The following is a 21067-nucleotide window of genomic DNA, read 5'->3' as shown; positions in this document are numbered from 1 at the left end:
ACGGGTGACGGACTACAGGGCGAGGCCGGTGAGGACCAGGACTCGCTCGTAGGTGTAGTCGTCCATCGCGTACTTGACGCCCTCGCGGCCGACGCCGGAGCGCTTGGCGCCGCCGTACGGCATCTGGTCGGCGCGGTACGAGGGGACGTCGCCCACGATCACGCCGCCGACCTCGAGGGCGCGGTGGGCGCGGAAGGCGGCCTGCAGGTCGCGGGTGAAGACGCCGGCCTGGAGGCCGAAGTCGGAGTCGTTGACCGCGGCGAAGGCCTCGGCCTCGCCGTCCACCTTGGCGATGGTCAGGACCGGGCCGAAGACCTCGGCGCGGGCCAGGGTGACGTCGGCGGGCAGCTCGGTGAGGACGGTCGGGGCGTAGGTGGCGCCCTCGCGCTTGCCGCCGGCGAGCAGCTTCGCGCCGGCCGCGACGGCCTCGTCCACCCAGGCCTCGACGCGCTGGGCGGCGGCCTCGTCGACGAGCGGGCCGACGTCGGTGGCGTCGTCGGCCGGGTCACCGGTGACCTGGGCCTCGACGGCGGCGACGATCTTCGGCACCAGGCGGTCGTAGACGGAGGCGTCCGCGATCACGCGCTGCACGGAGATGCAGGACTGGCCGCCCTGGTAGTTGGAGAAGGTGGCGATGCGGCTGGCGGCCCAGTCCAGGTCGGCCTCGGAGGACCAGTCGGGCAGGACGACGGCGGCCGCGTTGCCGCCGAGCTCCAGGGTGCAGTGCTTGTGCGGCACGGACTCCTGGATGGCGTAGCCGACCTTGTCGGAGCCGGTGAAGGAGATGACCGGGAGGCGCTCGTCCTTGACGAGGGCGGGCATGCGGTCGTTCGGCACGGTCAGGACCGACCAGGAGCCGGCCGGCAGGTCGGTCTCGGCCAGGATCTCGCCCAGGATCAGGGAGGAGATCGGGGTCGACGGCGCCGGCTTGAGGATGATCGGGGCGCCGACGGCGATGGCCGGGGCGACCTTGTGGGCGCTGAGGTTCAGGGGGAAGTTGAACGGCGCGATGCCGAGCACGACGCCCTTGGGGATGCGGCGGGTCAGCGCCAGGCGGCCCACGCCACCGGCCTCGGTGTCGAGGCGCTGGGCCTCGCCGCCGTTGAAGCGGCGGGCCTCCTCGGCGGCGAAACGGAAGACGGAGACGGCGCGGCCGACCTCGCCGCGGGCCCACTTGATGGGCTTGCCGTTCTCGGCGGAGATCAGCTGGGCGATCTCCTCGGTGCGCTCGGCGAGCCGCTTCGACACGTGGTCGAGGGCGGCGGCGCGGACGTGCGCCGGGGTGGCGGCGAACTCGTCGACGACGGCGTGGGCGGCGGCGACGGCCTCTTCGACCTGGGCCTCGGTGGGCACGCTGACCTTGCCGACCAGACGTCCGTCGAAGGAGTTCGTGACGTCGAAGGTGGCCTCGCCGGTGGCCTCGCGGCCGGCGAGCCAGAAGGCGTGGGTGGTCGTCATTGCGTCCCGGCCCTTTCCGTTTGGGGTGGTGCGAGGGGGTGTTCTCGCGCTCTCGTGCCACGGTAGGGCGAAGCGGGCGAACGGGCGCTTGGCCGGTATGGAGTGGTAGGCGGGGGATCCTGTCCGCTTTGGCGAGGCGCACGGGATCCCCGGCTCTGACGTGCCGGCTTCCGCAGCACCGCGCCGACCTTGATCATCCGGGGCGCCCGGTCAGCGGCGCCGCTCGGTCGACACGATCAGACAGACCCCGGCGACGACGATCACGCCGCCGAGCACGATGGGCCACGACAGGGCCTCGTTCAGGACGAGGGCGCCGAGGGCGACGGCGACGACCGGGTTGACGTAGGCGTAGGTGGCGACGAGGGAGAGCGGGGCGGTCTGCAGCAGCCAGGCGTACGCGGTGAAGGCGATCAGCGAGCCGAAGACGATCAGGTACGCGAGGGCGGCCCAGGAGCGGCCGGAGATGGCGGAGAGGTCCAGGCCGTGCTGCTCGCCGCGGACCAGAGCGACACCGAGGCAGCCGACGCCGCCGGCGATCATCTCGTACGCGCTGGCGGTGAAGGGGTTCGCGGGCATCGGGATCCTGGAGGACGAGAAGGATCCGACCGACCAGCACACCGTCCCGATCACCACGAGGACGACGCCGCCGACCTTCACGTCACCGCTGAGACCCGGGAGCGTGAGCACGGCCAGACCGCCGAGGCCGAGCAGCACGCCGATGACACCGCCGGCGCTCGGGCGTTCGCCGAAGCCGGCCTTGAGCACGACGACCCAGGCCGGGACGACGGCGATGAGCAGTGCGGCGAGCCCGGAGGGCACGGAGGTCTCGGCGAGGACGACGAGGCCGTTTCCGCCGACGAGGAGCAGCAGGCCGACCACGGCGGCGGAGCCGAGCTGCCGGCGGTTCACCCTCAGCGCGGCGGGTCCCTGCCGCCAGGCGATGATCCCCATGAGGAGCAGCCCGGCCGTGACGAAGCGGGTGGCCGCGGAGAGGAACGGCGGCATCGTCTCGACGGCGATCCGGATTCCGAGGTACGTGGACCCCCACACGACGTACACGATCCCGAGCGCCACCCATACGGCGGCGGGGATGCGGCGGGCGGAGGGGATGGGGGCAGGCGACGTGACCTGGGAAGCCGGATCGACGGCGGGTTTTGTCATGATCAGGAGACTAGGTAGGGAGCGCGGCCGGAACCAAGAATCCTGCCCGGCATCGGGCAGGGCAAGCGGAATTCGGACGTCGAAGTCGGCGGAAGCCGCCCCCGGGGTGCCTCACGGGCCGGTCGTGCCGCCGTCCCCCGTGGCCTTCAGGGCCAGCCACAGCTCCATGCGGACGTCCGGGTCGTCGAGGGAGCGGCCGAGGATCTCCTCCACCCGCCGCATCCGGTAGCGCAGGGTGTGCCGGTGGACGCCCAGGTCCGCGGCGGCCGCGTCCCACTGGCCGTGCCGGGAGAGCCAGGCGCGCAGCGAGGCGACCAGGTCACCGCGGCCGGTGGCGTCGTGCTCGTACAGGGCGCGCAGCAGACCGTCCGCGAAGGCCCGGACGGCGTCGTCGGCGAGCAGCGGAAGGACCGAGCCCGACGCCAGCTCCTCGTGCTCGACGAGCGCCCGGCCGCGCCGCCGGGCCACCGACAGCGCCTGCTCGGCCTGCTTGTACGCGGCGGCCGCCGCGATCGGCCCGGTCGGGGCCGACAGGCCGACCACGACCTCGGCCTCCTCCGCCTCCCGCGCCGCGTACCCCTCGCACTCCGTGACGACGGCGCCGCCGTCCCCCGCCAGGACCACGAGCCGGTCCTCGCCGTCCGGCACGGTGAGCACTGACTCGCCCGCCCGGGCCGCCGCGGCCTCCAGTGACTCGGCGAGCACCGGCAGCGGGGCCTCGCCCTCCTTCGCCTCGGCCGACGCGGGCTCGGCGATCAGCAGCCGGAAGGGGGCGTCGAGCAGCCCGCCGTACAGATCGCCGGCCACCGCGCGGGCGTGGTCCGGCTGCCCGGCGAGCAGCATCCGCAGCACCGCCGCCCCGAGCCGCTGCTCGGCGGCCTGCAGCGAGCGGGACCGCTCGGTGGTCAGGGTGAGCAGGGCGATGGCGGAGTGCACCGCGTACCGCTCGGCCGTTCCGAGCGGCGCCCCGGTGCCGACCGCGAGCGCACCGCGCACCCGCCGCCCGGTCCCGAGCGACTGCAGCTCCACCCGGTCTTCGGTGCCGCCGACCACCGCGCTCGCGGGCGCGGGCCGCTCCCGCAGCCGCTCCACGTCGGGGGTGAGCCGGGCGGCCCGGCGCGCCGCCCACTCGGGCGAGACGGCGAGGACCGTGCCGGAGGTGTCGTACAGCGCCGCCCAGCCGTCGACGTGCGCCGCGAGGCGGGCGACGACCGCGTCCGGGCCCTCGCCGAGCGCGGCCCGGGTCAGCTCGCGCTGGGCCTCGAAGCCGGCGGTCACGGCCCGGTACTGGTCGGCCGCGATCGCCGCCGACACGGCCTTGCTGATCGCGAGGAACGGGGTGCGGCGCGGCACTTCGAGCAACGGCAGGGACTCCGCGCGGGCCGCGTCGATCAGCGCCTGCGGGATCTCGTCGTAGTTGACGCCGACGGCGAAGCCGAGCCCGACGACACCCGCGCCGAGCAGCCGCCGTACGTAGCGGCCCATCACCTCCGGGTCCTCGGCGTCGAGGGTGAGCGCGGTGGTCAGCAGCAGCTCGCCGCCCTCCATGTAGGGGACGGGGTCGGCGAGCTCGCTGACGTGGGCCCAGCGCACGGGAGTGTCGAGGCGGTCCTCACCGGCGCGGACGGTGAGCTTGAGCGCCGAGTGCTGGACGAGCGAGGCGAGGGTGGGCGGCATTGGGACCGTCGGACCTTAGGGGGGAGGGAGGCGCACCACCGTCGGGCGGCGCGCCCCCGATTGTGCCAGGGCCTCCCCCGGCCCGCTCCGGCTCGGCGACCCGGCTCCGGCCCGGCTTCGCGCTCAGCTCCGCAGCTCCACGAGGAGCGGGTGCATGTGCTCGCCCCGTACATGACTGAGGGAGACCACCGCGTGCCCCGCCGGCACGGAATGCGCGAGGTCGGAGGCGGACCACCGCTCCCGTTCCACCTCGCGTACCGTCACGGCCTCCGCGGTGGCCGCCTTGCCGGTGACCACGCGCCGCATGAAGTGCAGGGCCTTGGTGAGCGGCTCGTCGGAGATGATCTGGCGGTTGGTGACGTCCCGGGTCTGCACCCATTCGGTGCCCCACGCCTCGGCGAACCGGTTGCCGTCCCAGGGGGCGATCCCGGCGAAGGCCATCCGGCAGCCGACCGCCCCGAGGAGCGGTCCGCGCAGCTGCTCGGGGACGTCCTCCAGGCCGCGCAGGGCGAGGACGACGCCCGCGTGGGCGGAGCGCAGGCGCTGGATCGCCCGTACGGACTCGCCGGTGACGGTGTACGTGGCGTCGTCGAGGACCAGGCAGGTGAACAGGGACCGGTCACGGCGGCCGAGCGCGGCCTCGGCGAACTGGGCGAGCAGCAGCCGGGAGACGATCCGGGAGGCCTCGGCGTGGCCGCGGTCGGGGAGGTCGACCCGGACCCGCAAGGGGTGTTCGAGCGCGCGCGGGGTGAACTGCGGACGGCGGCCCTCGCCCTTCCCTGCCGCCGCGTCCGTGGCGAAGAAGGCGGCGAAGGCGGGCCGGTCCAGGAAGGCGAGGCGTTCGGCGAGCAGTTCGCCGGTCTCGTCGCCGCGGTCGGCCTGGCGGGCGCGGGCGTCGAGCTCGCGCAGCTGGGCGGGGGCGCCGGCGACGGCCTCGCGCAGGGCACGCAGGGCCTCGGGGCTGCCGCCGAGCAGTTCGCGCAGTTCGGGGACGGCCGGGAAGCGCCCGTAGCCGGTGCGGAAGGGGCCGATGAGCTGGGCGAGGGCGGTGGCGGCGCGCCGGCTGTCGGGGACCAGGTCGCCGATCAGGGCCTCGGCGAGGATGCGGGCGGCCTCGTCGGGGTCGTCGGCGCCGCTGTAGAGGTCGAGGTCGTGGGTGGAGTCGGGGCGGCCTACGGAGACGACGACGTCGAAGGCCTCGTCGGGGCCGAGGGGGGTGCCGTGGGCGGCGACGGCGACGACTGCGGCGCGGTTGGCGAGGGCCTGGAGGCTGAGCGACTCGACGACCGGCCGGACCAGGCGGGCGGTCTTGCCCGCGCCGGCGGGTCCGACGGCGAGCAGCGAGGTGCCGAGGAGCCCGGGCTCCAGGGCGACGCCGGTGGTGCGCCGGACGTAGGGGTTGCGCGGGTGGTCGGCGGCGGTGCCGAGGAGCAGCTGCCCGGTGGCGAGGTCGTGGGTGGCGGTGCGCTGGGGCAGGTCGCGCCGCCCGGAGGGGTGGCCGCAGGCGGCGGCGCCCCGCGTGCGTACGGCGTCGGTGAAGGCGGCGAGCCGCTCGGGCCGGGTCCTCACGCCCTGCCAGGCGCGCCGGATCCGGGCGTAGTCGACGTCGCCGAGGCTGCCCTGCCGGGTGGCGTCGGCGAGCATCCGGGCGGCGTCGGTGAGCCCGGCCTCGCGCAGTTCGGGCCATTCGGCGGGGTCGGCGGCGGGCGCGGGCGGCGGGGGCGGGGCCTCGCCGGCCCGGGTGCCGAGGCGGCGGCGGACGGCGGGCCAGCGGCCGATCCGCCCGGCGGCGGCGATCACGGCGACGGCGAGCAGCACGTAGTGGATGTTGGAGGTCCAGGTCAGCCAGGCGGTGCGGTCCCGGGGCAGCTCCCGCCAGACGCCCTGGACGAGGATGAACAGCGGCCAGATCGGCACGCCGTAGCGCTGCCAGATCTCCCGCCAGTTGCCGACCCGGCCGAAGCCGAAGGCGATCAGGCCGAGGACGACGGCGTCCCAGAGGTAGGTGGCGGTGACGAAGAGGTCGAAGTCGGGACTGGTGGCCGAGCGCCAGGAGTCGGGGACGAGCAGGAGCATGGGCAGCAGCCACCAGTCGTCGACGAAGATCCACCACCCCTCCAGGTAGCCGTTCCACAGCAGCGACCAGAGCAGCCAGCCGCAGAGGTAGGCGATGGCGGCGCCGGCGAACAGCTGGCGGCCGGGCACCTCGTCCGGCTCGGCCTCGGGCCGTGCCCGGTGGCCGAGCCGCCACACGCCGACGGCGGCCGCGGGCCGGGGCATCCTCAGCCAGTCGGCGACGGCGGGCCCGGTGACGGGGGCGTGCGAGGGCGGCGGGGGCACGACGGGCCCGGTACGGGCGGCGGACGCGGCAGCGCCGGAGGACGGCCCGGAGGAAGGACCGGAGGGCGACCCGGACGCAGGAGCGGAAGGCGGCCCGGGCGGAGGACCGGAAGGCGGCGGCCCGGCCGGGTGCGGGACCGCCGGCCCCCGCGCCTCGCGGTCCCCCCGCGCGTCGCGTGACTCGTACGTGCCTTCGGTCTCCATGAACCCCTGCCCCCTGACCTGCCAGGTCGCCGCATCCGTGCAAGCGTCAATCTAGTGGTGATCGGCCGCCCCGGAGCGGTTTCGCCCACCCGGGCGACGACGTGCCGCCATGTCCACCGCGGACAACGACACACCCCCCAACACTCCCGATCGGCGCATGCCCGAGCCCCGCCCCCGCGCCTAGCCTGCGGAGGAAACCCGCAAGTGCGTCCAGAACACCCCCAGGAGCCCCGCATGAACGCTGTCCCGCAGGAGCGGCGCATCGTCACCGCCATCCCCGGCCCGAAGTCGCAGGAGCTTCAGGCCCGCCGTCTCGACGCGGTCGCCGGTGGCGTGGGCTCGGTGCTGCCCGTGTTCACCAAGCGGGCCGGCGGCGGCATCATCGAGGACGTCGACGACAACCTGCTGATCGACTTCGGTTCCGGCATCGCCGTGACCTCGGTCGGCGCCTCCGCCGAGGCCGTGGTCCGCCGCGCCTCCGCCCAGCTCGCGGACTTCACCCACACCTGCTTCATGGTGACGCCGTACGAGGGCTACGTCGAGGTCTGCGAGGCGCTGTCCGAGCTGACCCCGGGCGACCACGCCAAGAAGTCCGCGCTGTTCAACTCGGGCGCCGAGGCGGTCGAGAACGCGGTCAAGATCGCCCGTTCGTACACCAAGCGCCAGGCCGTCGTCGTCTTCGACCACGGCTACCACGGCCGTACCAACCTCACCATGGCGCTGACGGCGAAGAACATGCCGTACAAGCAGGGCTTCGGCCCGTTCGCGCCCGAGGTCTACCGCGTGCCGGTCGCCTACGGCTACCGCTGGCCCACCGGCCCGGAGAACTGCGGCCCCGAGGCCGCCGCCCAGGCCATCGACCAGATCAGCAAGCAGATCGGCGCCGAGAACGTCGCCGCGATCATCATCGAGCCGGTGCTCGGCGAGGGCGGCTTCATCGAGCCGGCCAAGGGCTTCCTGCCGGCGATCGTGAAGTTCGCCAACGACAACGGCATCGTCTTCGTCGCCGACGAGATCCAGTCCGGCTTCTGCCGCACCGGCCAGTGGTTCGCGTGCGAGGACGAGGGCATCGTCCCGGACCTGATCACCACCGCCAAGGGCATCGCGGGCGGTCTGCCGCTCGCCGCCGTCACCGGCCGCGCCGAGATCATGGACTCCGTCCACGGCGGCGGCCTCGGCGGCACCTACGGCGGCAACCCGGTCGCGTGTGCGGGTGCGCTGGGCTCCATCGAGATGATGAAGGAGCTCGACCTCAACGCCAAGGCCAAGCGCATCGAGGAGGTCATGAAGACCCGCCTCACCGCCATGCAGGAGAAGTACCCGGCCATCGGCGACATCCGTGGCCGTGGCGCGATGATCGCCATCGAGCTGGTCAAGGACCCGGCGACCAAGGAGCCGTTCCCGGAGGCCGCCGCCACGCTGGCCAAGGCCTGCCACGCCGAGGGCGTGCTCGTCCTCACCTGTGGCACCTACGGCAACGTGCTGCGTTTCCTGCCGCCGCTGGTGATCGGCGAGGACCTGCTGAACGAGGGTCTGGACGTCATCGAGAGCGCGTTCGCCCAGATCTGACGCTCCGTGTGAAGAAGCTGTGGGGGGCCGATGGCGGGATGGAGATCCGGCTGTCGGCCCCCTTCCTCGTGCCGTACGGTTTCCGCAGATGAGAGAAACACCCCGGGCGGAGCCTCCCCAGCCCCGCCCAGACCGTGCCATCGCGCACACCGCTGGAGCCCTGGGCTCCGGAACTCCTCACCGATCGGATGGCCGCCCGCCCCACACCCCCCGGGGCGCGCGGCAGCCCGGTCCAGGCGACCGCCCCGGAACCACCCCCCCTGTTCCGGGGCGGTCGGCTGTCTTCTGGGCGGTGGTCGCCCTCACCCTCGTCACCTGGCAGGTCCTGGCCCACGGCCCGCTGGCCCGGCTGGACGAACGCCTCTCCCGCGCCCTGGTGGACACCGTCCCGCGCGGTCTGAGCGAGGCCGCCTCCGACCTGGGCGGCATGACGGTCGCGCTGCCCGTGCTGGCCTGCGCGATGGCGTACGCGGCCTGGCGGGGGCGGCGGGCCGCCGCCTTCTGCGCGGGCCTGGCGATGGCGCTCGTCCCGCTCCTGGTCGTCCCGTTGAAGCTCTGGACGGCCCGCCCCGGCCCGCTCGAACCGTGGGCGCACGGCTACTTCCCGTCGGGTCACACGGCCACCGCGATGGTGGCGTACACCGGTGCGGCCCTGCTGGTCTCCCGCCGCCTCCTGCCGGTCGCCGCCGTCCTCACCGCGGTCACGGCGACCGGGCTGGTTCTGCGCGGCTTCCACTGGCCGCTCGACGTCCTCGCCTCCCTCGCGCTCTGCCTGCCCCTGCTGCGCTGGCCAGTGCTCGCCGCGCGGTACGGTCGGGCGGACCGGTCACCACCTGACGCACCGGAGAGCGCATGACGATCCACCGGCCCGGACTACCCGGCGACCTGCCCGACCCCGAACTGCTGTGGGTGCGCTGGGGCGTGCACGCGGTGGTGCGGGCGACGACGGAGGCCGAGGGCCAGGGCGGGCACCGGAGCGGCGTGTGGATCGACGACGAGGGCCTGCACCTCGACGACGGCGGCTGCACCTGGTGGACGTTCTCCCGGATCGCCGCGGGACGATTCGTGCTGTTCGGCGAGGACGAGTCGAGCGGCTGCAAGTGGTACGAGCCGCCCGTCGACATGCTGGCGGGCGGCCCGGACTGGCTGCCGTACGAGGAGCTGCGCGACCGGCTCGCGGGGAACGAGCTGGGCTGCGTGTACTGGTACGAGGAGGGCGCCTGGGGCCGCGCCCCGTACCCCGAGGACCTCGACGACGACGGCCTGGACTGCGGGATGAGCCGCTTCGTCGAGCGGGGCGAGGCGCTGCTTCTGCTGGCCGACCCCGTCGGGTACGACCGGGCCTCGGCGGAGACCCTCCTGGCCGCCGCCGAGGAGCGCCGGCTGACGCCGGAGCTGCTGGCGGCGCACGTCGTGGCGGAGGACCGCGGCGACCCGGACCTTCCGGCGATGGTCCGGGCGCTGCGGCGAACGGGTCTGGAGCCTGTGGCGGGTCAGCTCCAGGCGTAGGCGTCGAAGTTGCGGCTGAACTCCCACTGGTTGTAGCGGTCCCAGTTGATCGACCAGGTCATCAGGCCGCGCAGGCCCGGCCAGGTGCCGTGGGTCTGGTAGCCGCCGCAGTCGGTCTTCCTCGTCAGGCAGTTGAGCGCCTTGTTCACCTCGGCCGGGCTGGTGTGGCCGTTGCCCGCCTGGGTGGAGGCGGGGAGGCCGATGGCGACCTGGTCGGGGCGCAGGGCCGGGAAGACGCGGTCGGTGTTGCCGGCGACCGGAAAGCCGGTGAGCAGCATGTCGGTCATGGCGATGTGGAAGTCGGCGCCGCCCATGGAGTGGTACTGGTTGTCGAGGCCCATGATGGAGCCCGAGTTGTAGTCCTGGACGTGCAGCAGGGTGAGGTCGTCGCGCAGGGCGTGGATGACCGGGAGGTAGGCACCGGCGCGGGGGTCCTGGCCGCCCCAGGGGCCTGAGCCGTAGTACTGGTAGCCGAGCTGGACGAAGAAGGTCTCCGGGGCCATGGTCAGGACGAACTTCGCGCCGTACTTCGCCTTGAGGGTCCTGACGGCGGAGATCAGGTTGACGATGACGGGACTGGTCGGGCTGCGGAAGTCGGTGTCGCCGGTCTGCAGCGAGAGCGAGTGGCCCTCGAAGTCGATGTCGAGACCGTCGAGCCCGTACTCGTCGATGATCTTCGAGACGGAGGAGACGAAGGTGTCGCGGGCGGCGGTGGTGGAGAGCTGGACCTGGCCGTTCTGGCCGCCGATGGAGATGAGGACCTTCTTGCCGGCGGCCTGCTTGGCCTTGATGGCGGCCTTGAACTCCGCGGGGGACTCGGCGTTCGGGCACTCCGTCGCCGGGCAGAGGCTGAAGCGGATGTCGCCGGAGGTCACCGAGGTCGGCTCACCGAAGGCGAGGTTGACGACGTCCCAGGAGTCGGGGACGTCGGCCATGCGGGTGTAGCCGGATCCGTTGGCGAAGCTGGCGTGGAGGTAGCCGACGAGGGCGTGGGCGGGCAGTGAGCCGCCGGGGTTGCCGCCTCCCCCGGAGGTCGTGGTGGCGGTGACGGCGGTGGATCTGGCCGACTCTCCGGCGCTGTTCGCCGCGGAGACCTGGAAGCTGTACGAGGTCGAGGCCGCGAGCCCGGTCGCCGTGTACGAGGTGCCGCTGACGGTCGCGACGAGCACGCCGTCCCGGTAGACCTTGTACGAGGTGGCGCCGGCGACCGCGGGCCAGGTGAGCGTCACCGAGGAGGAGGTAGCGGAGCCGGCGGCGAGCCCGGTGGGCGTCGCCGGTGTCTGGACGGGGTCGCCGCCCGGGCCGAGCAGGGACAGGTCGTCCGCCTGGTAGGCGCCGGTGCCGTACCAGCCGTGGGTGAAGATCGTGACGGAGGTCGTCGAGGCGCCGGTGGTGAAGGTGGTGGCGAGCCGCTGCCAGTCGGGGGCTGACTGGGTCCAGGTGGAGACGTCGCTGGTGCCGGTGCCGGACGCGCCGAGGTACACGTAGCTGCCGCGGACCCAACCGCTCAGCGCGTAGGTGGAGTTCGGCTTGACGGTGACGGTCTGGGAGCACTTGGCGTTGTCGCTGCCGGCCGGGGTCGCCTGCAGGGCCTTCGTCCCGCTGCGCACGGGGGTCGGGACGACGGCCCCGCTGCCGGCCGTGCAGCTCCAGCCGTCCAGGCCGGACTCGAACCCGCCGTTGCGGGCGAGTTCGGTGTCGGCGGCCTGGGCCAGGGGGGTGAGCGCCACGAGTCCGCCGGCGGCGAGGGCGCCTGCCAGCAGAAGGGTGAGGGGTCTGGTGCGGTCCACAACTGCCTCCGGGGGTGGGGGAATCGAGGTGGAGCGCGCCACAGCATGGTCCAGACCAATCAAGTGGTCAAGACCTCTGCCCGGGCAACGCACCCGGTCACCCGCCGCCCACGCCCCCGTCCCCCTGCGCCAGTTGCCCCGCGGCCTCGTGCATCGCCAGTTCGAGCAGCGCGGCGTCGGTGAGCGTGCCGCTCCCGTCCGGCACCACGAGCCAGCGCACGCCGCCGGTCGCCCGCCCCGGATACGGGACGACGATCCACGTGCCGCGCCCCGCGCTGCGCACCCCCGTGCCCAGCCAGCGGGCAGCCGTGCCCGACGGCACGAAGAAGCCCATCCGGGCGTCGCCGAAGTCGGCCAGGACCGGGCCCGGCCGGTCCACCATGCGGGTCAGCACGTCGAGCGTCGGATAGCCGAGCCCGGCCGGCAGGATCAGCACGTCCCAGCCCCGGCCGGCGGGCAGCAGGGCGACACCGTGCGGGTTGCGCTCCCACTCCCAGCGGCAGGCGTCGGGATCCGGCGCGACCGACACCAGCCACTCCACGGCGGCCCTGACCCCCGAAGCCTCCGAACCAGTCGCCACAACGGTCTCCTCTCCGTGCGGACCCGCCGGTCGCGGTGTCCACACGGAGAGAGCGGGCCGATCCGCCGCTATGACGCGGATTCCCTACCCATCAGTTGTGACTTGCATCACACCCACAGCGCACCTGTGCCGTCCTAGCTGTCGAAGCCGAGACCCAGCTTGTCCATCGTCTTCAGCCACAGGTTGCGCCGGCCGCCGTTCTCGTCGGCCCGTGCGAGCGACCACTTGGTCAGCCCGATGCCCGCCCAGGCGATCGGCTCCGGCGGGAACGGCAGCGGCTTGGAGCGCACCATCTCGAGCTCCGTGCGCTCGGTCCGCTCCCCCGCCAGCAGGTCCAGCATCACGTCCGCGCCGAAGCGCGTGGCGCCGACGCCGAGACCCGTGTAGCCGACCGCGTACGCCACCTTGCCCTGGTGCGCCGTACCGAAGAAGGCCGAGAAGCGCGAGCAGGTGTCGATCGCGCCGCCCCAGGCGTGGCTGAAGCGCAGGCCCTCCAACTGCGGGAAGCAGGTGAAGAAATGCTGGGCGAGCTTGAGGTACGTCTCCGGGCGGTTGTCCATCTCCGAGGCGACCTTGCCGCCGAAGCGGTAGATCGCGTCGTAACCGCCCCACAGGATGCGGTGGTCGGCGGTGATGCGGAAGTAGTGGAACTGGTTGGCGCTGTCGCCGAGGCCCTGCCGGTTCTTCCAGCCGATCGAGGCGAGCTGCTCGGGGCTGAGCGGCTCGGTCATCAGCGCGTAGTCGTAGACCGGGACGGTGTAGTGCCGCACCCGCTTGACCAGCGAGGGGAAGACGTTGGTGCCGAGGGCGACCCGGCGGGCCGCCACCCGGCCGTACGGGGTGCGCACGGCCATGCCGCCGCCGGCCGCGACCAGGTCGAGGGCGGGGGTGTTCTCGAAGATCCGTACGCCCAGGTCGAGGCAGGCCCGCTTGAGGCCCCAGGCCAGCTTGGCCGGGTGCAGCATGGCGACCCCGCGGCGGTCCCAGAGGCCGCCCTGGAAGGTGGGCGAGTCGACCTCGGCCCGGAGCGCGTCGCGGTCCAGGAACTCCAGGCCGCCGGCCAGACCGTGCCGGTCGGCCTCCTCGTACAGCTCGTGCAGCTCCTCGAGCTGGTAGGCCTCGGTGGCCACGTCGATCTCGCCGGTGCGCTCGAAGTCGCAGTCCAGGGAGTAGCGGGCGACGGCCTCCTCGATGGCGTCGAGGTTCCGTTCGCCCATCCGCTCCAGGGTGGCGAGCTCCCCCGGCCAGCGGGCGAGGCCGTTGCCGAGGCCGTGGGTGAGGGAGGCGGCGCAGAAGCCGCCGTTGCGGCCCGAGGCGGCCCAGCCCACCTCGCGGCCTTCGACGAGGACGACGTCCCTGGAGGGGTCGCGCTCCTTGGCGAGCAGCGCCGTCCACAGTCCGCTGTATCCGCCGCCGACGACGAGGAGATCGCACTTCTCGTTGCCGGTGAGGGCGGGCAGGGCGCCGGGCTTGCCGGGGTCTTCCAGCCAGAAGGGGACGGGCTGGGCGTCGGAGAGAGATTGTGCAGCGAGACGCATGGCGACTGGGGCCATGGTTTCCAACTCCTTCGGTGCCTGACCGACGGTCGGTCAGGCCGTTGCTGTTTTCTTGCGCCGGTTCGTGACGATCTGGCCGGCCACGACCACCAGTACCGCGAGGACGAACATCGCGGTGCCGATGACGTTGATCTGAACGGGTGTTCCTCGCTGTGCCGAGCCCCAGACGAACATGGGGAAGGTCACGGTGGAGCCCGCGTTGAAGTTGGTGATGATGAAATCGTCGAACGAGAGCGCGAAGGCGAGGAGGGCGCCGGCGGCGATGCCGGGCGCGGCGATCGGCAGGGTGACCCGCAGGAAGGTCTGCACGGGGCCCGCGTAGAGGTCGTTCGCGGCCTCCTCCAGACGCGGGTCCATGGACATGACCCGGGCCTTGACCGCCGTCACGACGAACGACAGACAGAACATGACGTGGGCGATGAGGACCGTCCAGAAGCCCAGCTCGATCCCCATGTTGAGGAAGAGGGTGAGCAGCGAGGCGGCCATCACGACCTCGGGCATCGCCATCGGCAGGAAGATCAGCGAGTTGATCGCGCCCCGCGCCCGGAAGCGGTAGCGGACGAGCGCGAAGGCGATCATCGTGCCGAGGACGACGGCGCCGACCGTGGCCCAGGCGGCGAGCTGGAGCGAGAGCGTGAGCGACTCGCACATGTCGGCGACGCCGCAGGGGTCCTTCCAGGCGTCCAGCGAGAACTGCTGCCAGGAGTAGTTGAAGCGCCCGTTGGGCTTGTTGAACGAGAACGCCATCACGACGACGTTCGGCAGGATCATGTACGCGAGCGTGAGCAGGCCCGCGATGACCACGAGGTTCCGACGGATCCAGCGCATCAGACCAGGTCCTCCGTTCCCGCTCGGCGGATGTAGACGGTGACCATGAGCAGCACGATCGCCATGAGGATGAACGACAGGGCGGCGGCCGTCGGGTAGTCGAGCACGCGCAGGAACTGCGACTGGATGACGTTGCCGACCATCTTGGTGTCGGTCGAGCCGAGGAGCTCGGCGTTGACGTAGTCGCCGCTCGCCGGGATGAAGGTGAGCAGCGTGCCCGAGACGACGCCGGGCATCGACAGCGGGAAGGTCACCTTGCGGAAGGTGGTCGCCGGGGAGGCGTACAGGTCCTGCGCGGCCTCGTGCAGCCGGCCGTCGATCCGCTCCAGGGAGGTGTAGAGCGGCAGGATCATGAACGGCAGGAAGTTGTACGTCAGACCGCACACGACCGCCATCGGGGTGGCGAGCACCCGCTCGCCCTCGGTCCAGCCGAGCCAGCTGGTGACGTCGAGGACGTGCAGCGCGTTCAGCGCGTCGACCACCAGGCTGTCGTCGGCCAGGATCGTCTTCCACGCCAGGGTCCGGATGAGGAAGCTGGTGAAGAAGGGCGCGATCACCAGGACGAGCAGCAGATTGCGCCAGCGGCCGGCCTTGAAGGCGATCAGGTACGCGAGCGGGTAGCCGAGCAGCAGGCAGAGCAGGGTCGCGGTCCCGGCGTACAGCAGGGAGCGGACGAACTGCGGCCAGTACTCCTGGAAGGCGTCCCAGTAGGTCTGGAAGTGCCAGGTGACCTCGAAGCCCTTCTCCAGGGAGCCGGTCTGCACCGAGGTCGAGGCCTGGTAGATCATCGGCAGCGCGAAGAAGACCAGCAGCCAGACGATGCCGGGCAGCAGCAGCCAGTACGGGACGAGCCGCTTGCGGGTGGAGGGCTTGCGCGGCACGGGGTCCGCGGCGGGCGGCGCCTCCTCCTTCGTCAGGGTCGCGCTCATGCGGCGTCCTCCACCGTCTCCACGCCCGCGTCGATGTCCTGCGCGGCGTCGAGACCGAAGGTGTGGGCCGGGTTCCAGTGCAGCACGACCTCGGCGCCCGGGCGGAGCCGCGCGTCGCGCTCGATGTTCTGCTCGTACACCTGGAGTTCGGCGCCGGCCGGCGAGTTCACCACGTACTGCGTGGAGACGCCGATGAACGAGGAGTCGACGATCCGGCCGGTGACGCGGTTGCGGCCGTCGGCTATCCGCCCGGCGTCGTCGGCGTGGGTGAGGGAGATCTTCTCGGGGCGTACGCCCACGAGCACCTTGCCGCCCTGGCGGACGGCGGAGGTACAGCGCGCGCCGGGCACCTTGAGCTTGCCGCCGCCGGCGGTGACGACCACGTCGGCGCCGGTCTCTGCGACCTCGGCCTCGATGAGGTTGGAGGTGCCGAGGAAGTTGGCGACGAAGGTGGTCTGCGGGTTCTCGTACAGGTCGGCGGGGGCGCCGAGCTGCTCGACCCGGCCGCCGTTCATCACCGCGACCTGGTCGGCCATGGTCATGGCCTCCTCCTGGTCGTGGGTGACGTGCACGAAGGTGATGCCGACCTCGGTCTGGATCCGCTTGAGCTCCAGCTGCATCTGCCGGCGCAGCTTGAGGTCGAGCGCGCCGAGCGGCTCGTCGAGCAACAGCACCTGCGGGTGGTTGATGAGCGCACGGGCGACGGCGACGCGCTGCTGCTGGCCGCCGGAGAGCTGGTGCGGCTTGTGCCGGGCCTTGTCGCCGAGCTGGACGAGCTCGAGCATCTCGTCGACCTGCTTCTTCACCGACTTGACGCCGCGCCGGCGCAGACCGAAGGCGACGTTCTCGTGCACGTCCATGTGCGGGAAGAGCGCGTAGGACTGGAAGACCGTGTTGACCGGCCGCTTGTACGGCGGGAGGTCGGTGACGTCCCGGTCGCCGAGGAAGACGGTGCCGGTGGACGGGTCCTCCAGGCCGGCGATCATGCGCAGGGTGGTCGTCTTGCCGCAGCCGGAGGCGCCGAGGAGGGCGAAGAACGAGCCCTGGGGGACGGTCAGGTCGAGCGGGTGGACGGCGGTGAAGGAGCCGTAGGACTTGCTGATGCCGGTGAGACGGACGTCGCCGCCGGTGTTCTTGTCAGTCATGGGTCGTGGTCCCAGGGGAGTGAGAGAGGTGGGCGGCGGGGCCTCAGGCGCCGATGAGCTTGGCGAACTTCTCCTCGTACGCCGTCTCCTCCGCGCTGGTGAGCGAGCGGAAGGCGTGCGACTTCTTGGCCATGGCCTTGTCCGGGAGGATCAGCGTGTTGTTCGCGAGTTCGGGGTCGATCCTGGCGAGCTCGTCCTTCACCCCGTCGACGGGGCACACGTAGTTGATGTACGCGGCGAGCTGGGCGGCGTTCGGAAGCTCGTAGTAGTGGTCGATGAGCTTCTCGGCGTTCGTCTTGTGCCGGGCCTGGGCGGGAACGAGCAGGTTGTCACTTGAGGTGATGTAACCGGCGGACGGGATGGAGAACCTGATGTCCGGGTTGTCCGCCTGGAGCTGGATGATGTCACCGGCCCAGGCGAGGCAGGCGGCGATGTCGCCCTTGTCCAGGTCGGAGGTGTAGTCGTTGCCGGTGAAACGGCGGATCTGCTTCTTGTCGACGCCCTTCTGGAGGCGTCCGATCGCCGCGTCGTAGTCGGCGTCCGTGAAGGCGCCCGGGTCCTTGCCGAGGTCGAGCAGGGTCATGCCGACGGAGTCGCGCATCTCGGTGAGGAAGCCGACGCGGCCCCTGAGCGAGGGGTCGTCCAGGAGCTGGGTGACGGAGTCGACCTTCTTCCCGCCGGTCGCCTTGACGTTGTACGCGATGACCGTGGAGATGCCGGTCCACGGGTACGAGTAGGCGCGGCCGGGGTCCCAGTCGGGGCTGCGGAACTGGGCGGAGAGGTTCGCGTACGCGTGCGGGAGGTTCGAGGGGTCCAGCTTCTGCGCCCAGCCGAGCCGGATGATGCGGGCGGCGAGCCAGTCGGTGACGCAGATCAGGTCGCGGCCGGTGTCCTGGCCGGCCGCGAGCTGCGGCTTGATCTTGCCGAAGAACTCGACGTTGTCGTTGATGTCCTCGGTGTACTTGACCTTGATCCCGGTCCGCTTGGTGAACGCCTCCAGCGTCGGGCGGGACTTCTCGTCCTCGCTGATGTCCATGTACTCGGTCCAGTTGGAGAAGGCGAGGGTCTTCTCCTTGTCCGAGACGTCGGTGGAGGCGGGCCCCTGGCCCTCCCGCTTGGCCGGCGGGATGCCACAGGCGCTCAAGGACGCGAATCCGCCGACCGTGAGCGCGCCGACGCCACCCGCGCGCAGCATCGAACGGCGGCTGAGGGCGCCCCGGCCGTTCGTCAGGCTGCGACGTATCGCCGCCAGCTGCGCGGCGGACAGGCTGTCGGGCTCGTACTGCTCCATGCGCTGTGCCTCTCGGGGGTTGGGGAGGACTACCGGTCTCCGAAGATCGTGCGGTGCCAGTCCTTCCGGGCCACCGCGGTGTTGTCGTACATCACGTGCTTGACCTGCGTGTACTCCTCGAAGGAGTACGCCGACATGTCCTTCCCGTAGCCCGATGCCTTGGTGCCGCCGTGGGGCATCTCGCTGATGATCGGGATGTGGTCGTTGACCCAGACACAGCCGGCCTTGATCTCCCGGGTGGCGCGGTTGGCCCGGTAGACGTCCCGGCTCCAGGCCGAGGCGGCCAGGCCGTAGGGGGTGTCGTTGGCGAGCCGGATGCCCTCGTCGTCGCTGTCGAAGGGCAGGGCCACCAGGACCGGACCGAAGATCTCCGACTGCACGACCTCGCTGTCCTGCGCGGCACCGGTGATCAGGGTCGGACGATAGTACGCACCGTCCTTGAGGTCTCCGCCAGGGGCTTCCCCGCCGGTGACGACGGTGGCGTAGCCGCGGGCCCGCTCGACGAAGGCGGCGACCCGGTCGCGCTGGGCGTGACTGATCAGCGGGCCGAGGTCGGTGGTCGGCGCGAAGGGGTCGCCGAGCCGGACGGTCTCCATCAGCTCGGCCACGCGCGCGACGAACGCGTCGAAGAGCGGTCGCTGGACGTACGCGCGGGTGGCGGCCGTGCAGTCCTGGCCGCTGTTGATGAGGGAGGCGGCGACGGCACCGTGGGCGGCGGCCTCCAGGTCGGCGTCGTCGAAGACCACGAAGGGTGCCTTGCCGCCGAGTTCGAGGTGGAGGCGCTTCACGGTGGCGGTGGCGATCTCGGCGACCCGCTTGCCGACGGGGGTGGAGCCGGTGAAGGAGGTCATGACGACGTCGGGGTGGCCGACGAGGTGTTCGCCGACGGTCCTGCCCGCGCCGTTGACGATGTTCACGACACCGTCGGGGATGCCGGCCTCCTTCGCCGCCTGCGCGAACATCAGGGAGGTCAGCGGGGTGAGCTCGGCGGGCTTCAGGACGATCGTGTTGCCGGCGGCGATGGCCGGGAGGATCTTCCACGCGGCCATCTGGAGCGGGTAGTTCCAGGGGGCGATGGAGCCGACGACACCGATCGGTTCGCGCCGGATGTACGAGGTGTGGTCGCCGCTGTACTCGGCGGCGGACTGGCCCTGGAGGTGGCGGGCGGCCCCCGCGAAGAACGCGGTGTTGTCGACGGTGCCGGGCACGTCGAACTCGGTGGTGAGCTTGAGCGGCTTGCCGCACTGGAGGGACTCGACGCGGGCGAAGTCCTCGGCCCACTCGGCCAGGACGCCGGCGAACCGGTGCAGGGCGTCGGAGCGCTCGCCGGGGGTGGCGCCCGCCCAGCCCGGGAAGGCGGCCTTGGCGGCGGCGACGGCCTCGTCGACGTCGGCGGTGGAGGCGAGGGTGTAGGAGTACACGCTCTCCCCGGTCGCCGGATCGATCACGCGGTGTTCCTGGCCGGAGGTCCCGGCGCGGAGCCGTCCGCCGATGTACTGCGCGCCGTCCGCGAAGCGGTCGGTCACCTGGAAGCGGTTGCCCATGACGCTCTCCGTTGTTCCAGCTCGAATTGAGTGCCGATCCTGACAGAGGGAAACTGGTGCAACAAGTGATTCCGTTGTTGCCTTTTGGTTACGCGACGGAATCGGTCGACCATGTGTCGAGGACGGAGGGAAATTGCCGTACGGACTGTCCGTGGCAACTGAAACAGTGGCATGCATGAGCGATCTGGAACGACTGAAGGAGCAGGTCAGGCGTGGCGAGCGGATCAAATGGCTGCACTTCTGGGGCCACCGTCCGCACCCTGACGGCCGGCTCTCGGCGAGCTGTCTGAGCCAGTGGTGGCCGTCACCGTTCGTGGTGGAGGGCGTGCGGTACGCCACGGCGGAGCACTGGATGATGGCCGAGAAGGCGCGGCTCTTCGGGGACGCGGAGGCCGAGCGCGCGGCCCTCGAAGCGGGGTCACCGGCGGCGGCGAAGAAGGCCGGGCGGCTGGTGCGGGGCTTCGACGACGCGGTGTGGGAGCGGGAGCGCTTCGGCATCGTGGTCAGGGGCAGCGTCCACAAATTCGCCTCGGACGACGCGCTACGGGGCTTCCTGGCGGGCACGGGCTCCCGCGTCCTGGTGGAGGCGAGCCCCCTGGACCGCATCTGGGGCATCGGCCTGGCCGCGGACGACCCGCGGGCGAAGGACCCCGACCGCTGGCGGGGCCTTAACCTCCTGGGCTTCGCCCTGATGGGGGCGCGAGCGGAGCTGACGGGGCGGGCGTGACCTCACGGCGTGCGTTCACTGCGGGGTGGTGAACCCGCCGGCGGCAGAGGCCGGCGGCGGGTCCCAGAAGCGCCTGCTGCGTCAGTGGCGCGCGTCGACGACCAGGGACGTCGCCCAGGGGTCTTCCGAGTCCTCGAAGGCGTCCGGGTCCTGGGCGATGGCCCAGATGATGAAGCCCAGGAAGACCGCGCTCACGAGCGTGCCGATCGCACCGAGCACGATCCCGGCGATCGCCATCCCCCGGTTCGTCGCCTCACCCCTGTTCGCCTTCTTCAGGCCGATGACGCCGAAGATCAGCGCCAGGATGCCGAGGATCGCCCCCAGGCCGTACAGGCAGAAGCCGACCACCGCGACGATGCCGAGCACCATCGCAGCGATGCCCATGCCGTTGGACGGGGACTGCTGCCAGCCCGGCTGGCCCCCGTAACCCGCTCCGTAGCCCGGGTACGAGGGCGCCGCGGGGTAGCCGTACGACGGCGTGGCCGCGGCGGCCGGCGGGGCGGGGGCGGGCGTCGGGTAGCCGTACGCGCCGCCCGGCGCGACCGGCGGCGGCGGAACCTCCGCGCTCGGCATGGACGTGACCGTCATCTGGTCGTGCACCGGCGGCTGGTCGTGCACCGGCGGCGTCGCCGGCTTGCTCAGTTCGACGCCGTCGTGGTTCGGCGGAGCCCACGGGTCCACCGGCTGGTCGCTGTTCTCGGACATGGGCCTCCCCCATCGTGGTCACGCCATGCTACGACCTCGCACTTCCGGGGGAAC

17 protein-coding genes are annotated in these 21067 nt (G+C 72.0%); 4 read left to right on the top strand and 13 right to left on the bottom strand.

What is annotated here, in order from left to right; genetic code table 11:
* Positions 1-12: 12 nt before the first annotated feature.
* The 4 genes from ACIGEZ_RS30420 to ACIGEZ_RS30405 form a co-directional block, all read right to left on the bottom strand.
* Positions 13-1458 (bottom strand): aldehyde dehydrogenase family protein, encoded by a 1446-nt coding sequence (locus ACIGEZ_RS30420; RefSeq protein ID WP_399837388.1) that lies wholly within the window; start codon positions 1456-1458, stop codon positions 13-15.
* A 210-nt stretch (positions 1459-1668) separates the two neighbouring features.
* Positions 1669-2619: an EamA family transporter gene (locus ACIGEZ_RS30415; protein ID WP_399837384.1), complete on the bottom strand. Its 951-nt coding sequence runs from the start codon at positions 2617-2619 to the stop codon at positions 1669-1671.
* Between the two features lie 111 nt (positions 2620-2730).
* Positions 2731-4296 carry a PucR family transcriptional regulator gene (locus ACIGEZ_RS30410; protein ID WP_399837381.1) on the bottom strand — a complete coding sequence of 522 codons (1566 nt, stop codon included), beginning with the start codon at positions 4294-4296 and terminating at the stop codon, positions 2731-2733.
* Positions 4297-4419: 123 nt separating this feature from the next.
* Complete coding sequence (locus ACIGEZ_RS30405; protein WP_399837377.1) at positions 4420-6840, bottom strand: ATP/GTP-binding protein; 2421 nt, start codon at positions 6838-6840, stop codon at positions 4420-4422.
* A gap of 234 nt (positions 6841-7074) precedes the next feature.
* Here ACIGEZ_RS30405 and gabT point away from each other — a divergent pair, with 234 nt between their 5' ends.
* From gabT to ACIGEZ_RS30390, 3 genes are all read left to right on the top strand, one after another.
* Complete coding sequence (gabT, locus tag ACIGEZ_RS30400; protein ID WP_399837374.1) at positions 7075-8409, top strand: 4-aminobutyrate--2-oxoglutarate transaminase; 1335 nt, start codon at positions 7075-7077, stop codon at positions 8407-8409.
* An 88-nt stretch (positions 8410-8497) separates the two neighbouring features.
* Positions 8498-9265, top strand: coding sequence for a phosphatase PAP2 family protein (locus ACIGEZ_RS30395; RefSeq protein ID WP_399837371.1), 768 nt, complete (start codon positions 8498-8500; stop codon positions 9263-9265).
* Positions 9262-9918 (top strand): hypothetical protein, encoded by a 657-nt coding sequence (locus tag ACIGEZ_RS30390; protein ID WP_399837367.1) that lies wholly within the window; start codon positions 9262-9264, stop codon positions 9916-9918. Before ACIGEZ_RS30395 ends, ACIGEZ_RS30390 begins: the two co-directional genes overlap by 4 nt.
* Here the strand turns inward: ACIGEZ_RS30390 and ACIGEZ_RS30385 are convergent.
* The 8 genes from ACIGEZ_RS30385 to ACIGEZ_RS30350 all read right to left on the bottom strand — a co-directional run bounded on the left by ACIGEZ_RS30385 (position 9903) and on the right by ACIGEZ_RS30350 (position 19581).
* Positions 9903-11708: a chitinase gene (locus tag ACIGEZ_RS30385; RefSeq protein ID WP_399837363.1), complete on the bottom strand. Its 1806-nt coding sequence runs from the start codon at positions 11706-11708 to the stop codon at positions 9903-9905. The genes ACIGEZ_RS30390 and ACIGEZ_RS30385 overlap by 16 nt on opposite strands.
* A gap of 97 nt (positions 11709-11805) precedes the next feature.
* A complete protein-coding gene (locus tag ACIGEZ_RS30380) occupies positions 11806-12288 on the bottom strand; it encodes a hypothetical protein (RefSeq protein ID WP_399837360.1) in 483 nt (160 codons plus the stop codon).
* A gap of 134 nt (positions 12289-12422) precedes the next feature.
* Positions 12423-13841, bottom strand: coding sequence for an NAD(P)/FAD-dependent oxidoreductase (locus ACIGEZ_RS30375; RefSeq protein WP_399837357.1), 1419 nt, complete (start codon positions 13839-13841; stop codon positions 12423-12425).
* Between the two features lie 36 nt (positions 13842-13877).
* Positions 13878-14672, bottom strand: a complete 795-nt coding sequence (locus tag ACIGEZ_RS30370; RefSeq protein ID WP_399837355.1) for an ABC transporter permease — start codon at positions 14670-14672, stop codon at positions 13878-13880.
* Entirely contained in the window at positions 14672-15601 is a 930-nt protein-coding gene (locus ACIGEZ_RS30365; RefSeq protein ID WP_399837351.1) for an ABC transporter permease, read from the bottom strand. Before ACIGEZ_RS30365 ends, ACIGEZ_RS30370 begins: the two co-directional genes overlap by 1 nt.
* A complete protein-coding gene (locus ACIGEZ_RS30360; protein WP_399837349.1) occupies positions 15598-16746 on the bottom strand; it encodes an ABC transporter ATP-binding protein in 1149 nt (382 codons plus the stop codon). Before ACIGEZ_RS30360 ends, ACIGEZ_RS30365 begins: the two co-directional genes overlap by 4 nt.
* Before the next feature lie 43 nt (positions 16747-16789).
* Entirely contained in the window at positions 16790-18037 is a 1248-nt protein-coding gene (locus ACIGEZ_RS30355) for a PotD/PotF family extracellular solute-binding protein (RefSeq protein WP_399837347.1), read from the bottom strand.
* 29 nt (positions 18038-18066) lie between these two features.
* Positions 18067-19581 carry a gamma-aminobutyraldehyde dehydrogenase gene (locus ACIGEZ_RS30350; protein ID WP_399837345.1) on the bottom strand — a complete coding sequence of 505 codons (1515 nt, stop codon included), beginning with the start codon at positions 19579-19581 and terminating at the stop codon, positions 18067-18069.
* 175 nt (positions 19582-19756) lie between these two features.
* Between ACIGEZ_RS30350 and ACIGEZ_RS30345 the strand changes: the two genes are divergently transcribed.
* Positions 19757-20308: an NADAR family protein gene (locus ACIGEZ_RS30345; protein ID WP_399837343.1), complete on the top strand. Its 552-nt coding sequence runs from the start codon at positions 19757-19759 to the stop codon at positions 20306-20308.
* Between the two features lie 81 nt (positions 20309-20389).
* Here ACIGEZ_RS30345 and ACIGEZ_RS30340 read toward each other — a convergent pair whose 3' ends face one another.
* The gene (locus ACIGEZ_RS30340) at positions 20390-21013 is read right to left on the bottom strand and encodes a DUF4190 domain-containing protein (RefSeq protein ID WP_399837340.1); all 624 of its coding nucleotides are present in this window, start codon (positions 21011-21013) and stop codon (positions 20390-20392) included.
* Positions 21014-21067 lie beyond the last annotated feature (54 nt).

The sequence above is a fragment of the Streptomyces sp. NPDC085481 genome (assembly GCF_044541845.1).
Classification (GTDB): Bacteria; Actinomycetota; Actinomycetes; order Streptomycetales; family Streptomycetaceae; genus Streptomyces.
This window is presented reverse-complemented; position numbering and strand designations above follow the sequence as displayed.